Raw genomic sequence first — 13,949 nt, 5'->3', positions numbered from 1 at the left:
CATACCGACTCTCCCTTTTTCATAAAATTCATGCAATTTTAAGAAAACGTTTGCATAAAAAAAGAAAATAAAAATCTTTTTATCTACCATATTTACATACTATCACGAACCTTTAACATCACCTCCTTACATAATAAACTTGCAAACGTTTACATTTATGCGATTTATGTTACCACTAAATTCCATACTTTACAATATTTTTGTAGGTTTTTGCAAAAAAAAGGTACAAGAAAGCCTTCTCAACTTAATTATATGATGGGGAAACCTGCAATTATTCCTATATGTGAGTATAAAAATAAATAAGTATCCGGGCCTTTTGCATGATAATGTTTCTCTACTAAAATAAAAAAGGGTAAACCAATGGTCCCCTTTTTTCATTTCAATACCATCTTCACATTGGAAGATCCGTATTCATCTTTCAATTCATAATATTTGTCGCTTGCTTGTCCAAATTCTTCAAACACACCACTGATGATCAATTCATTCGTTTCCTTATCTACTACACTATACTTGATAGTATGCTTCCCAAACTTCCTGTCATCCACTTTCAAAAGGATCATTTTGGACACCTCCATCATTAATGGCTGCACTCGTCAGGGTTGTATGACTTCTGAATTACATAATATAACATTTTATTCTCAATATATAGATTATTTTACAATATATTTCATGGCACCTTCAGACAATATTCGAGGGTTCCTACATAGAACAACAGCAATAAAAAAAGGTTTCGGAATGAGATCACTCCGAAACCACTTTATCCACCAGCTAAAAACAATCCATTCAGGACTTCGATATATCGAGGAATCCTTCACCAAATACGTCACGGACATCATGAATGGCAATAAATGCATTGCTATCGGTTGCCTTCACGATCCTTTTTAACTTGAGGACCTCCTGCTTGCTGATAACGATATATAAAATATCCTTTGAAGCTTTCGTGTAGTATCCATGACCGCTAAAAACGGTTACCCCTCTGTCCATCAGTACGGTTACTTGACTTGCAATCTGATCCGCTTCATTGGATATGATGGTAATCGCTTTTTTCGGATTCAAGCCCTCTATGATGAATTCCATCGTTTTCGTTCCAATATAAAGCATTAGGATTGTAAGCATAAGGCCTTCTGCGCCAATGATGAAATAAGATGAGAACGCAACGATTAAATCGAAAAACAGAAGTCCATAACTTAAGCTCCATCCCAAATACTTATTCGTGATTCTGGCCAGGATCGTTGTACCGGCAGTCGTCCCGCCCACTCGAATGATCATCCCAATTCCTGCACCGGCAAACACTCCGCCAAATATCGCATTGATGACAATTTCATCGGAAGATATATTCCAACTCTCCGTTAAATGAAGGAATAGCGAGTTGAATGCAACGGCAACGATCGTATAAATCGTGGTCATTTTCGACAAATATTTATAACCGACAATGAGCAGGAAAGCATTGATGATCAAGCTTAAAAGTCCCGGCGACCATTCAAAAAGATAAAATAAAATGATCGTTATCCCCGTGACTCCCCCTTCCCCCAGTTCATTCGGAATAACGAAAAGGTTTATTGCCAAGGCGAATATAAAAGCCCCAATTACTATAAAGAAAACATCTAAAGAAATCTTTTTCATGGTTATTACCTTCCTTTAAGTGTGGTTAATGTGAAAAGATAGGTTAATTTCACTGCTCTATAGTAACATGGAAAGCCACTGATTCCTTCAAAGATTTTTTCTTTTCAGTTGTATTTGTCCCCTCTACGATTGTCTCGATTCAAAAAGGGAAACAGGCATGAACAAAATAGGCTGCCCCGTTCCTCGTCTTACCGGAATGAAGCAGCCTCTATTTTTCCTCTTATCCATTCTACTTATTGCAGGTTCGCGCGTTTTTCCGTATCAACATTTGTAAAGATCTTGCCGTCGATGATATGGATCACCCGATCACATAAATCCAACATTCTTTCATCGTGCGTAACCATGATCGCCGCTTTATTTCTTGCCTTCACCTCATGCACAAGCATTTCGACCACATCCCTGCCCCTTTTGGAATCCAGGCTTGCGGTTGGTTCATCGGCTAAAATGATTTCCGGATCATTCATAAGCGAACGGCCGATGGCTACACGCTGCCGCTCTCCACCTGACAGCGCTTCCGGCAAGTGATCTGCCCGATGTTCAAGGCCAAGATGGCTAAGCAGATCATCCGCTTTTATCACAGCTTTTTTATCCCGCTTGCCAGTCAATTCAGAAAGTAGCAGAAGCTGTTCACGCACGGTCAGATATGGCACTAGGTTCGCCGCTTGAAAAATGAATCCGATCTTTTCAAGACGCACCCGGGTCAATTCCTTTGAAGGTAATGAAGTGATATCTTTCTCATCCAGGAGAATACGGCCTTTACTCGGGGAAAGTAATGCACCGGCTATGGAAAGGAACGTGCTTTTTCCTGAGCCAGATGGTCCCGCGATGGCAACGAATTCCCCCGCTCTCACGGCTAGGGAAATATCATCAAGGGCCGTCACCATGTTGTCGCCTTCTCCATAAATTTTACTGATGTTTTCAAACAATAGCTTATCACCCATCACGAAACCCTCCCAATTGCATGAAGGGCATCTATCTTCGCCACTCGATAGAGTGATAGCAGTGAACCCAATGCGGATACAACCAAAAGTAACAGGGAATATTTAATGACCAGATCTGGACGCAATTCAAAAGGCATCCCCTCTGGCATGATGAAAGTGACTCCATATGTCAGTGCCACACTGATAACGATGCATACAACGGCAAGCAGCATGACCTGGCCAACAATGCTTTTTGCAAGATAAACCGTATTGGCACCAAGTGCTTTAAGGACTCCGAATTGATTCGTTTTCTGCAAGGTTATCACATAGAAGAATACAGCCAAGACAAACGCTGCGATGACAAACAAGAAGGCAATCATCATCGTCAATGTGCCCTGTTCCTCTTTGAAGCCTGGGATACTCTGAAGCGATTCATCTTTTGATAGAAGTGTTAAGCCTTCAGATAATGACTTACGTATAGTTTCTTCTGCCTTCGCATCCATCTGCACAGCTATCGCACTGATCGAATTCTTAGCTTGATTTTTCAGTGCCGGATTGATCTCCCTCCATCCGTTAACATTCAAGTAGACAACCGGCGAATGGCTGTAAGATTGCTTTTCCGTAAAACCAACAATGGTGAAAACCTTTCCTGACCAATCATCTCGAAATGAATCGCCTAACTTATAGCCAACCTCTTTTAAGGAACGATCAGCAACAGCCTCGCCTTGTCTCTTATCATCATAGATCTTTCCCTCCATGACTTCCGGTGCCAAAATACCTTTGCCATTGGTCGCAAAAATCGTGACATCCGTTTTTTCATTTGAACCGATTTGATTTAAGGTGCTCATCATTTGCCCCAGACCTTCTGCTGCTTGCACATCCGGTGAAGCCCGGAGTTCATCCAGCGTGTCCATGGATATGATCGACCGATTCAATTTGTTTTTCGAGTCATGCTCCATGACGAAATAGTCAGCCTTCATGTTTTGTATGGATGAAGCGTTATCTGAAGAAAGACCATTGGCTAATCCTGAAATGATAAAGACAAGCAAAGCGACCAATACCATGATCAATCCAATCAGCGAATAACGTAGCTTTGAATGCTTCAGTTCACGTATGGCTAAAAACATGATCTCATCTCCCATTCCTTTTGTTAACCGATCCATAAGCCTTCGATCGGTATGAATGGATTGTAATCAACCAATATGAATGGAAGATGAACGAATGATTACATAAGGGGCAAACGGATATAAAAAGTGGTTCCCTTGCCAAGTTCGCTTTGAACTTCAATCGTTCCGCCATGCAGGTCTATCGTCTTCTTCGTAATTGAAAGCCCTAAGCCGCTGCCGGTTTCACTGCGATTCCTCACTTTGTCTACTTTATAAAACCGATCCAGGATATACGGGAGGTCTTCTTCCGAAATTCCCAGGCCCGTATCTGAAATCATCACTTCAACAAAATGATCCAGTTTTTTGAGGCGAATGTAAATTGTGCTGCCCATTTCGGAATATTTAATGCTGTTGGTTATCAAGTTCGTCCATACTTGGCTCATAAGTTTCTCATCTGCAAAAACGACGATTGAAGGCACATCCATTTCGATCACCATTTCTTTCTCCCGCCAATTCCATTCCAGCATGAACATCACTTGCCGAATTTGCTGCGCCAAATCAAAACTGGACCGCTGCAGCGGATCTTCCTCTTTATCCAACGAAGCTAGCTGAAGCAGTTGTTTACTTAGTAAAGACATACGCCTGCTCTCTTTTTCGATTATGGACAAGTACTGATTTCTTTGTTCCCTTGTTAATTCCTCTGATTGCAGGGTTTGCGAAAATCCTTGGATGGATGCAAGCGGCGATTGAATTTCATGAGAAACGTTCGATACGAACTCCTGTCTCATTTCATCCAGCCGCTGGATACTTTGGGTCATTTTCGAAAAATGCTGTGCCAGATCCCCGATTTCATCACGTCGGGATACATTCAATTCACTGCCATAATCTCCATCAGCGATTCTCTTCGTAGCTTCAGTCAATTTCGTAATTGGCTTGACGATGAAACGTGTATTGATGATCACGAATAAAAAACTGAGCAGTAGTGTGAGTATTAGCAAAACGGCAAGGAAAAAGCGTATTTCGCCAAACTGCAATTCTATATTCGGCCGAACAAACAGGGCATGTTTCTCGCCATCCACATTAATCGGGACACCGATGCTATTGATTAATACATCATCAAAAAATCCGGTAATGAATAACCCATTATTATAGCTGGCGATTCCTTGGTAGGTCTTGCCATTCAAAACTCCAGAAATCGTGCCTGAATCCAAAGCGGTTTCCCGAAACGGCTCCCCATATAAAGTTCCTTCACCCCGCTCATTAAACAAATACATCTGATAGTGCAATCCTGCTATATGGTTTAAATAGGCATCGATATCCTGACTTGGATTTTCCTCATATAAGGAAACGATATCACTAGCGACTTTGCTAATTTTCTCACCATTATAGGGTTTTTGAACCTTATGGTAGTAGACATTGGAAATTAAAAAGGCGATGACACTGGCGAGCACCATGATCAGTATGGTTTGAATAACTATCCTGAAATAGAGTGTTTTCACTTTTTATTGACCTCCAGCTTATAACCGAGGCCACGAACGGTGGTGATGGCGAAATCATCGGTCCGTCCGGAGAAGCGCTCCCTTAATCGTTTTATGTGGACATCGATCGTTCGGTCATCTCCTTCAAAATCAGCGCCCCATACGAGTTCAATCAGCTGCTCACGCGTAAAAACCTGCTCAGGGAAACTCCCTAACTGTGCCAGCAGCTCAAATTCCTTAAGCGGCAGGAGCAATGTCTTCCCCTCAATTCGCACCTCATAGCTTTTACGGTCAATAATCGTTTCGTTCAATGCAATTGATTCGGAATTAACCATTCGGTACCTTCGCAATAGAGCCTTTATTCGAAATATTAGTTCCCTTGGCTCAAATGGCTTGACAAGATAATCATCGGTACCGGCAAAATAACCCTTTTCTTTATCGATAAGTTGATCTTTAGCAGTCAATAAGATCACCGGCAAGTCATATTGATCACGTATTTCCTTACAAAGGTCCAGGCCGTTTTTATAAGGCATCATAATATCGACAACGGCGAGATGGATTCGCTCGTTCTCAAGTAGCAGCGAGGCCTCATTGCCATCCTCCGCTTCGAAAACGATGTACCCTTCCTTCTCCAGGTGGAATTTAAGCAATTCCCGAATATGCCGATCATCATCCGCAATTAATATATGTATCAAAGCACCCACATCTCCACTTCATGTATTACCGTCATTATTCTTACAATAGCAATAATTGGGCTTTTAAAACAACCCATACTGATTGTAGCTTCCCGTTCCTTATTGGCTGGCCGCTTTTATGTTCTCATCTCACAAAAACGGCATGATCCTAACTTTCTTTGCCTGCATTTAAATTCAGCCCAATTAGCGGGTTAACATGCATGGATATTTTTTATTACCGAAATGGGGTTTTAAATATTCTGAATATACACTATAATTGATTTATTTTAAAACATCTAGGAGGTCATTATGGGTTTAGTAGAGAAAGTCAGCGCATTTGCTGGAAAAACATTTACCTTATGGGTGATGATATTTGCAGTCCTAGCATATTTCATGCCTAATCACTTTATATGGATTGGAGCGTACATCGTTCCTTTATTGGGTATAGTCATGTTTGGCATGGGTCTTACACTGTCCGCCGCTGATTTCAAAGAAGTTTTCCGGCGACCGAAAGATGTAGCCCTCGGGGTGGCAGGACACTTCATCATTATGCCGTTATTGGCATTTGCTTTGGCAATCCTGTTCGACCTGCCGAAAGAAGTGGCGGTCGGCGTCATTTTGGTCGGTTGCTGCCCTAGTGGGACAGCTTCAAATGTCATGGTGTTCCTTGCACGAGGAAATGTTGCACTTGCGGTTGCCATCGCTTCCGTATCCACCATTTTAGCGCCCATCATCACCCCGCTTCTCATCCTGCTGTTGGCAAGTAAATGGGTCAATATCAGCATTGGATCGTTATTCATTTCCATCATTCAAGTCGTGATCATCCCGCTCCTGCTTGGATTCATCGTCAAGAAGTTTTTCGGTAAACAGGCAGAGGCCGGTGCAAAGGCTTTGCCCCTCGTATCAGTCATTGCCATCGTCCTGATCGTTTCTGCCGTCGTCGCAGGCAGTCAAGATCAGCTGGCTAAAACCGGGTTAATGATTTTCGCGGTCGTCGTGCTTCATAATGTTCTTGGTTTTATTCTTGGCTTTTTCTTTGCCCGGTTATGCGGGATGGATTTGGCAAAACAGAAGGCCGTTGCCATGGAGGTCGGGATGCAGAATTCCGGTTTGGGTGTAGCGATAGCAACCGCCCATTTCTCGCCTTTAGCTGCTGTACCCAGTGCCATCTTCAGTGTTTGGCATAATATATCCGGATCCATATTAGCCTATATTTTCAGCCGCATGCAAGAGAGAAAAAAGAGTGTGGAAGTTAAAAATGATTCGATTAAAAAAAGCATATAATGATGAACTTTGAACGTTTTTCCGTTTTTAGCCGATCGAAATGATCGGCTTTTTTTGATTGCAAGTATTTTCTTCTTAATAAGCAGTTTCCCCATTCCCGAAATATGAACTTACCGCCTTAGTTGTGGGTATTTTTTTGAACTACCTGCTATACTACTAAATAAAAGCAAAACATAAAATACGTTGATGATTCGATACTAATAATGGAATATCATGTTAAGGATGAGGGAATAAAATGTCGCCAAAAATAAAATCGTCAAGAAAAATAGCTCGGTATTCATTATTGATCATGGGAGCGGGATATATTGCAACCACTCCCTTTCTAGGTTCCTTGCCGCTGGATTTATTACACGGAGGATTCGAGGCAGGACTTGTCGGTGGATTGGCAGATTGGTTTGCCGTCACTGCACTATTCCGCCATCCGCTTGGAATTCCGATCCCCCATACAGCTCTCTTGCCCAACAACCGGAAAAGAATGACCCATGCACTGGTTTCAATGCTGAAAAACGATTGGCTGTCTAAGGAGAGCATTCAGGATAAAGTCAAAAACATTCCTTTTACAGAAAAATTGATCCCAGTCATAGTAAAAGAGACACAAAGTGACACGTTCAGAAAAGTCCTGATTAAACTTATTAAGCAAATGATATGTTATATAGATATAGAAAAGATTACGCCTTTTGTTGCAAAAAAAATAAAAGGATCACTTTCTAACATAGACATGAGCAAGCTTCTACATGCTGTAAGTTCACAGTTAGTAAACGAAGAGTTTGATAAAAAGGCTTTGGACCATGTTTTGAAAAAAGCTGAAGATTGGTTAAGGCAAAAAGAAACCGGACACAGGCTAGGCACTGTTTCCATGGATGTACTCAGCAAGATTGAACTGGAGGGCATGCTTCAGTTTGCCGTTAAATCGATTCAAAGCTTGCTTAACGAGGAGAAACTGGGCAATATCATCCAAAACCTTCTGTTAAGTGTCGTAAATAATTTAAAAAATGAGAAGGAACCAAATAGAGAAGCTTTAATCTTATATATCAGGAAAGAAATTCAAGGCATTAACGATAACAGGGAACTGTTACAAGGAGTTGAAAAATGGAAGGAACAACTTCTAACGAAATGGGAGCCCGAGGCAACCATAACGGGAGGTCTACAACAAATTCAACAAGAAGCACTGGAATTCGTCGAAGGTGAGCATTTCATGGACGCTTACTTGACCCCCATCATTCAGCGAGTCCTGGATAATATGAAAGAAAATAGCACCAGCATCGATCAATGGATCCAGAAGCAAATTACTGCTCTCATTGAAAATAATCATACGCAAATCGGCAATCTTGTCCAGGAAAATCTCGATAAGCTAGATAACGAAACGCTGATCGACATGATGGAAAATGGGGTAGGAAAAGACTTGCAATGGATCCGGGTGAACGGAGCCGTATGCGGTTTTATAATCGGGATCATCCTGACCGGCATCCAAGCCCTGCTTACGCTATTATGAGTCATGCGCCAGCTGGTGATCCCTTTCCACTAATAAAAAAGAAAAGGAGCCGGCCAAGGTTTTCATGAAACACCTTGGCCGGCTTTTCCCTTTAAATTCACTTGTAAGCAGGGCTTCCATTAGTTAAGGTTTGGATGGCTGGTCATGAAGCCAGCCATCAATATGATCTAAATTAAAAACCAGTAAATTATTGATGGGTCTGAGATGGGGTATCTTTTTATTTAATATCAGATCATTGATCTCCTCTTCGGTAATTGGCTGATTTACCGACTCAAGGTACTTATTAAACTTTTAATACCATAGACTTTCCTCATTTAATCACCTCCCACCAAATTCTCCTTATTCAACATAAAGAAAACTTAGTGTTAGCTATTAAATGAAAGGTCGCTCCATACTTTATACCCACTTTTTGTAAAACTAATCGCTTGCTTGCTTAATTAAAGAATTGGGTGGATATTCAAACCTTTTTCCAGTACATGAGGTACAAACCGTCGCGGTTCCTGTTTAACATAGGATAAACTGGGATCTGGACATAAAAGCCCCTATAATGCTTTTTTATATTTATATCGGTGATTGATATCAATCCCCATTCTCTTCATTGATTGCTTTATCTGCGCAAAAACTATGAAATTGCTCGATTATTTCTTTTGCTTCTAGTTGGTTCATTTGTTTAGTTTCCTGTAATTTCAAAAATTATAAAAATAACACTTAGCCATCATAGATAACATACTAAGATTTAAAACTGTCTAATTCATTAAAAAACCTCGAATGGCTTTGTCCACTCAAGGTTAACACTTCATGATTAAATATTTTTCTTTCACCTGCTATTCTGCTGATGAATTATAATCAACCTCTGCATTTCTTAGTCCTTGTATTACTTTTTTTATTCGTTTCGATAAGTCTTGTATTTCTTCTAATGTTAAGTCAGATTCTGCTTCTTGTGGGATAAACATGCTTAACCTTTTTGTTATACCTTCAATGCGCCCAACATATACTTTTTCATGGCCGATTGCTATCTCTCCAATAGCAGTATCAACAATAAAATCTTCTATCTTGCCTAATCTATCAAATTCATCAGCTAGTTTTGCTATAGCATACCTATATCCCCTATCTTCTTCTAACAACTCTTCATATGTCTCCTGAATCGCATCAAATAATTCATTATATCCCCAATCTTTCATTAATTTTCTCCTCCATTCAAAATTAAGTTTAAGGAATAATTCTATTACCATTGTTGTGTATGACTTCTAATTCGATATTTTTATATTTAGCAGCAAACTCTGCTATGACTTTACTACAACTGTAACAAGTATCCAATTCTGTAAATAACTTAATTTTCCCATTAGCTTGTGTATTCTCCCCAAGCCCAGAAGCAATGTCATTTAGTATTTTATACTCCGTATCTGTATTCCTTAAGTAACTCTCTCCCTCTTTACCAATAGCTTCTGTAGCTTTAAACATTGGATTTTCAGGTTGTAAAGAAATATCAGGCACCATATCCTCAAGACTTCCTTTGAGTTCATTTATGCTACTTTGAGCATAAAATTCAGATTTACTTATCCCACTGACATCCACTTCTGCAACAGCAAAATTACCAGATTTCTTATACCTACTTGTTAAATTTCCTCTTAGCTCTTTTACTCTATCAATTATATGTGTTTCTGCTACTGAATCTATTTGTCTAGTTGGATACACTTTACCTTTAGTAATACTCTCCCCAGAAACACCCTCTACTTTGCTATCCTTAACCGTGAATTTCTGATAGGCTTCCTTAATTGTCTGCTTTTCCATCATAACTTGGCGAAGGGTTGGTCCTCCTGCGAGGGATACTTGTTCCATACTTATCCGTTTAGGGATTTCTTTTTTACCTAGTTCTTCACCTATATTTTTTAACGTGGCTTTTCCAGATCTCGCAATGTCTGTTATTGTAGTTTGAACCTTCTGAACCTGCTTTTGCGCAATTTCCTTGCTGTAAGGGATGAACTTTGTACCACTTGTATTTAATCACGATGTCTGAGGTCAGTAAATCCATATTCTTATCTATATATCTTTTTTAGAACTAACGGCCTTTTATATGAGAAGCCCGATATAACTTAAAACAATACATATGCTATTTCTACAATGAAAAGACCTTAACTTTACCGTTAAGGTCATACAAAAAAACAAGCTTTTTTTATCCTCCATTATTCTTTCTTGAGGTATTCTTCTAAAATACTCTTATCATATTCAGTTTCAGGTAAAAGACCCAAACGAGTATATTCCCAAATAACCCTTCTTTCGTGATCATCTGCATTTGATAAATCTTCATAATCATAGTCAACTTTAAATTCCCCAGTACTTTCTAAAGTAAAAGTTAAATTGGTCCATTGTTCTTGATTATTATCTTTAAATTCATCTGATAATTCTTTTAAAACCTTTATTAACCTCCGCCAAGTATCTCTATACTCTATTCTACTAATACTATGTAATTCAGGGATATCGTGACTATATATGAGTTTATCATTAATATTAGACTGATAGAAAAAGAACGCAGTCCCTGTCCCCTCATTAACTTCTCCATACAAAATAACTTTACTCCATTCTTCTGGAATCATCTCATTTACTGTTTGAGCTATTTTCTGATAATATTCATTTAGTTTTGATTCATTCATTTTTTATCCCCCTGCTCTATTTTCAAATGTTCTTAAATCCCAACGGCCATCGTCAATTTTATACTCTATGTCGAAACTTGTAGGTCGAGTTGAATTTCCCTCATACACAGGATAAATTTTCACTTCTACTGTTTTAGGAGGATTACTGTCTAAAGCTTTTGCCCAAGATATTTCGAGTTTTTTCCATTCTCCCATATTCAGGTTTGCATTCATAGGAACAAGGTTGTCTAGATGACCAGACCCTTTAAATATGCTGGCGATTAAGTGGCCCCCTTGATCATCCGGCAAGCGGTCTTCCCTTCCAGCAATTCGCTGAGCATAATTGTTTCGTTTACCACTACCTAAGTCGAGAGAACCTTCTACACTTGTTATACGACCCTTTTCGTCTGTTTTATATACGTGACCACCAGGGGATGTATATTCAATATTCGGTTTTAAAACTTTCTTCATCCGCTCTCTTGTATAATGCTTTCCATACTCCACTTTTGTAATTTCAATGGATTCCTTTGCAAGCACTACTTTGCCTGTACCCTTACCACCATCACTCTTAACCGTAAACTTCTGCACGATATCCTTAACCGTAGTATTATCAAAAGTGACATATTTATAGTTGTATCCATACGCCGTCGCTAATTCTTCGACCCTAATCCGGAGAGGAACTTCCACCTTGCCGATTTCCCTGCCGAAAGCTTGAACCTTCTGAACCTGCTTCTGCGCAAATTCCTTGCTGTAAGGGATGAACTTTGTACCACTTGCTACTTTATCGGCGACTTTGGCTGCACCAGCCACACTGCCGATTCCCAGTGCCATCAAGAGGCCGTTCTGGCGCTGTTCCTCGGTTAGCTGGTTGCCGAACATGTCTTTGCCTGTGGCGGCTTCGCCAAGGCCGTTGGCGGCGAGGAGTCCGTATATCCCGTATTCGGATTTCTGGAGAAGGCTAAAGCCCTTTGTCGATTTGTAAGCGTCGAGTGCGTGATTCGCGGCGTTCAGTCCTTTGGCCGTTTTGTAGATGGCACTGCCGCCCTTGATGGCCCGTCCGGCCCAGCCGACGACGGGGATGAACCCAGCGGCCGCCATGGCGCCTGCGGCGATTCGTTCGGCATCGGACAGCTTGCGGCCCGTGACTGGATCGACCCCGGTCGTTGCCCTGATTGAATCATAATATCCCGTAAATTCCCCTGTAAAGGTTTTTGTCGTATCCCAGGCTTTTTCGTACCATGGGCGGTTTTCGAGTTCTTCCATTTCTTGTTCGATTTCCTTGGCTTCGGCTTGTTCCTTTTTGAAGGTCTGGTACTCCTTCATCTGACCGGCGACTTCATCCTTCACTTGATAGACTTCACTATTCTTGAAGGCTGTTTGGTTGAACGTCATCGGCGAAATGGTGCCGTCCTGTTTGGTCGCATCAAGCAAGGCACGGAAAAGGCCAACCGCCACGTTTTCCTGCCCGACAGACACTTCATACTCCTCGACCAATTGCCGGTCGACATTCTCTACCTTTGTCACGGTGTCATCCAGTCTATGCCCGGCCAGCGTGATTTTTTCATTAAAATCCTTTTGGTCGAACATATCCAGAGGTAGGATATCATCAATACTGTTCAGGATTCTGCTAAGATCGCTTGCTTGTTCATCGACAAGCGACTTCGCTTGCTTGATGCCATTCGAAACCTCCCCATCTAAAAAAGGAACCTCCACCACCGTATTACCGGAGAGGTCCGCATCTTCGAGAGTGGCAGGAATGCCCTCCAAAAAACTGATTTGCGTCGTGAATAGCTCAATCCAGGCGTCCGCCACGTCGATCTGCGCTTCATAGAAGCTTTTGATGGCGGCAGCACCGGCTCCTTGAAACTCGTGATCTAGGGCGACGATCCCCTGAAATTCCTTCTTCAGGGCATTGATTTGCTTCTTTAACTCTTCATATTGCTTGGCGCGTGACTTGGTTGCGTCCTGCAAGCTCTCGGCTTCGTATATTTTCATCTCGCAGGATACCCATGTGAAGTATGGGCGATGGCTTCATCCTGCTCTTTTAATAAATCGATATTGGCCCGGGTATCTTCGACATTTTTTTGGACGATTTTAATATATTGTTCGAAAACCTTCTCAAGGTTCGTTTCCCGATCCATCCACTTCGAGGTAAATTCCAATTTATTGCTGCCAAGCTCTCCTGCTGGTACATGTCCAAGACTGACGCCACCAAGGGCCGTCTTTACCTGATCGACCTGCTTCGTTACGGCAGGATGATTCAGCTTGATTGTCGTCATTAAAACAACCACCCTTTTAAATATGATAGTTTACTTTCCAATTGATCAATGACGGCTTCTCCTTTTTCCAAAAGGGCATCCGCTTCATGGGCTATGGTGCCTGCTGCACTCAAAGCTGTTTTCTCTATATTCAGCATTGTGATTTTTCCTTCGATTTTCTCTTGATAGTCGTCATAATCAGCATGAATGATCGTAGACATGGCCTTGTACGCATCGCTGCGGGCATCTTGGAAATCATCGGCTCGATTTCCCGTCCAGCTTCCTGCCAATTCCGGATGTATTATTTTCCTGATTTCTCCCAAGCATATATCTTGTTCTTCATTGATTTGTCGTTTAGCCTGCTCCAAGCGATTGATTTTTTCACTCACATCCGACATTCTGCCCGAGATGGCCGAGTGAATCTCCCTTAAAGAATTTGCATGCAATTCGTAATCACCTCAAAAAATCATTCTTCATCACTGTC

Annotated in this window: 14 protein-coding genes; 2 read left to right on the top strand and 12 right to left on the bottom strand. The window is 41.1% G+C overall.

Annotation, left to right across the window (positions count from 1 at the left end; all coding sequences use genetic code 11):
* Nucleotides 1-374: 374 nt before the first annotated feature.
* The 6 genes from MHI53_RS02535 to MHI53_RS02510 form a co-directional block, all read right to left on the bottom strand.
* Nucleotides 375-560 carry a hypothetical protein gene (locus MHI53_RS02535; protein ID WP_061140577.1) on the bottom strand — a complete coding sequence of 62 codons (186 nt, stop codon included), beginning with the start codon at nt 558-560 and terminating at the stop codon, nt 375-377.
* Nucleotides 561-783: 223 nt separating this feature from the next.
* On the bottom strand, nt 784-1,623 hold the full coding sequence (locus MHI53_RS02530; RefSeq protein WP_061140576.1) for a YitT family protein: 840 nt from the start codon (nt 1,621-1,623) through the stop codon (nt 784-786).
* A 233-nt stretch (nt 1,624-1,856) separates the two neighbouring features.
* Entirely contained in the window at nt 1,857-2,564 is a 708-nt protein-coding gene (locus tag MHI53_RS02525; RefSeq protein WP_340372680.1) for an ABC transporter ATP-binding protein, read from the bottom strand.
* Nucleotides 2,564-3,670 (bottom strand): ABC transporter permease, encoded by a 1,107-nt coding sequence (locus MHI53_RS02520; protein WP_340372679.1) that lies wholly within the window; start codon nt 3,668-3,670, stop codon nt 2,564-2,566. Before MHI53_RS02520 ends, MHI53_RS02525 begins: the two co-directional genes overlap by 1 nt.
* Nucleotides 3,671-3,768: 98 nt before the next feature.
* Nucleotides 3,769-5,148, bottom strand: a complete 1,380-nt coding sequence (locus MHI53_RS02515; RefSeq protein WP_061140573.1) for a HAMP domain-containing sensor histidine kinase — start codon at nt 5,146-5,148, stop codon at nt 3,769-3,771.
* Nucleotides 5,145-5,822, bottom strand: a complete 678-nt coding sequence (locus MHI53_RS02510) for a response regulator transcription factor (protein ID WP_061140572.1) — start codon at nt 5,820-5,822, stop codon at nt 5,145-5,147. The genes MHI53_RS02515 and MHI53_RS02510 overlap by 4 nt, the downstream gene beginning before the upstream one ends.
* Before the next feature lie 288 nt (nt 5,823-6,110).
* Between MHI53_RS02510 and MHI53_RS02505 the strand changes: the two genes are divergently transcribed.
* Together MHI53_RS02505 and MHI53_RS02500 are read left to right on the top strand one after the other, a co-directional pair.
* Complete coding sequence (locus MHI53_RS02505; RefSeq protein WP_061140571.1) at nt 6,111-7,085, top strand: bile acid:sodium symporter family protein; 975 nt, start codon at nt 6,111-6,113, stop codon at nt 7,083-7,085.
* Between the two features lie 235 nt (nt 7,086-7,320).
* Nucleotides 7,321-8,577, top strand: coding sequence for a DUF445 domain-containing protein (locus MHI53_RS02500; RefSeq protein WP_061140570.1), 1,257 nt, complete (start codon nt 7,321-7,323; stop codon nt 8,575-8,577).
* Between the two features lie 824 nt (nt 8,578-9,401).
* On the opposite strand, the gene MHI53_RS02495 is transcribed toward MHI53_RS02500, so the two are convergent.
* From MHI53_RS02495 to MHI53_RS02470, 6 genes are all read right to left on the bottom strand, one after another.
* Nucleotides 9,402-9,758, bottom strand: coding sequence for an Imm3 family immunity protein (locus tag MHI53_RS02495; RefSeq protein ID WP_061140568.1), 357 nt, complete (start codon nt 9,756-9,758; stop codon nt 9,402-9,404).
* A 28-nt stretch (nt 9,759-9,786) separates the two neighbouring features.
* On the bottom strand, nt 9,787-10,416 hold the full coding sequence (locus tag MHI53_RS02490) for a deaminase domain-containing protein (protein ID WP_340372678.1): 630 nt from the start codon (nt 10,414-10,416) through the stop codon (nt 9,787-9,789).
* A gap of 344 nt (nt 10,417-10,760) precedes the next feature.
* Complete coding sequence (locus MHI53_RS02485; RefSeq protein WP_061140567.1) at nt 10,761-11,228, bottom strand: immunity protein YezG family protein; 468 nt, start codon at nt 11,226-11,228, stop codon at nt 10,761-10,763.
* Nucleotides 11,229-11,231: 3 nt separating this feature from the next.
* Nucleotides 11,232-13,202, bottom strand: coding sequence for a T7SS effector LXG polymorphic toxin (locus MHI53_RS02480; RefSeq protein ID WP_340372677.1), 1,971 nt, complete (start codon nt 13,200-13,202; stop codon nt 11,232-11,234).
* Nucleotides 13,199-13,486, bottom strand: a complete 288-nt coding sequence (locus MHI53_RS02475) for a YwqI/YxiC family protein (RefSeq protein WP_340372676.1) — start codon at nt 13,484-13,486, stop codon at nt 13,199-13,201. Before MHI53_RS02475 ends, MHI53_RS02480 begins: the two co-directional genes overlap by 4 nt.
* Nucleotides 13,486-13,911, bottom strand: coding sequence for a DUF5082 family protein (locus tag MHI53_RS02470; protein WP_340372675.1), 426 nt, complete (start codon nt 13,909-13,911; stop codon nt 13,486-13,488). The genes MHI53_RS02475 and MHI53_RS02470 overlap by 1 nt, the downstream gene beginning before the upstream one ends.
* Nucleotides 13,912-13,949: the final 38 nt, after the last annotated feature.

It is taken from the genome of Peribacillus sp. FSL E2-0218 (assembly GCF_037992945.1).
Taxonomy (GTDB): Bacteria; Bacillota; Bacilli; order Bacillales; family DSM-1321; genus Peribacillus; species Peribacillus simplex_B.
Note: the sequence above shows the minus strand (reverse complement) of the source record. Positions and strands in the feature narration are given on the sequence as shown.

Excerpts from the sequence above, each read along its gene's own strand:
- MHI53_RS02535 (WP_061140577.1), bottom strand. The coding sequence starts at position 560 with ATGATCCTTTTGAAAGTGGATGACAGGAAGTTTGGGAAGCATACTATC.
- MHI53_RS02530 (WP_061140576.1), bottom strand. The coding sequence starts at position 1,623 with ATGAAAAAGATTTCTTTAGATGTTTTCTTTATAGTAATTGGGGCTTTT.
- MHI53_RS02525 (WP_340372680.1), bottom strand. The coding sequence starts at position 2,564 with ATGGGTGATAAGCTATTGTTTGAAAACATCAGTAAAATTTATGGAGAA.
- MHI53_RS02520 (WP_340372679.1), bottom strand. The coding sequence starts at position 3,670 with ATGTTTTTAGCCATACGTGAACTGAAGCATTCAAAGCTACGTTATTCG.
- MHI53_RS02505 (WP_061140571.1), top strand. The coding sequence starts at position 6,111 with ATGGGTTTAGTAGAGAAAGTCAGCGCATTTGCTGGAAAAACATTTACC.
- MHI53_RS02500 (WP_061140570.1), top strand. The coding sequence starts at position 7,321 with ATGTCGCCAAAAATAAAATCGTCAAGAAAAATAGCTCGGTATTCATTA.
- MHI53_RS02495 (WP_061140568.1), bottom strand. The coding sequence starts at position 9,758 with ATGAAAGATTGGGGATATAATGAATTATTTGATGCGATTCAGGAGACA.
- MHI53_RS02490 (WP_340372678.1), bottom strand. The coding sequence starts at position 10,416 with ATGGAACAAGTATCCCTCGCAGGAGGACCAACCCTTCGCCAAGTTATG.
- MHI53_RS02485 (WP_061140567.1), bottom strand. The coding sequence starts at position 11,228 with ATGAATGAATCAAAACTAAATGAATATTATCAGAAAATAGCTCAAACA.
- MHI53_RS02480 (WP_340372677.1), bottom strand. The coding sequence starts at position 13,202 with ATGAAAATATACGAAGCCGAGAGCTTGCAGGACGCAACCAAGTCACGC.
- MHI53_RS02475 (WP_340372676.1), bottom strand. The coding sequence starts at position 13,486 with ATGACGACAATCAAGCTGAATCATCCTGCCGTAACGAAGCAGGTCGAT.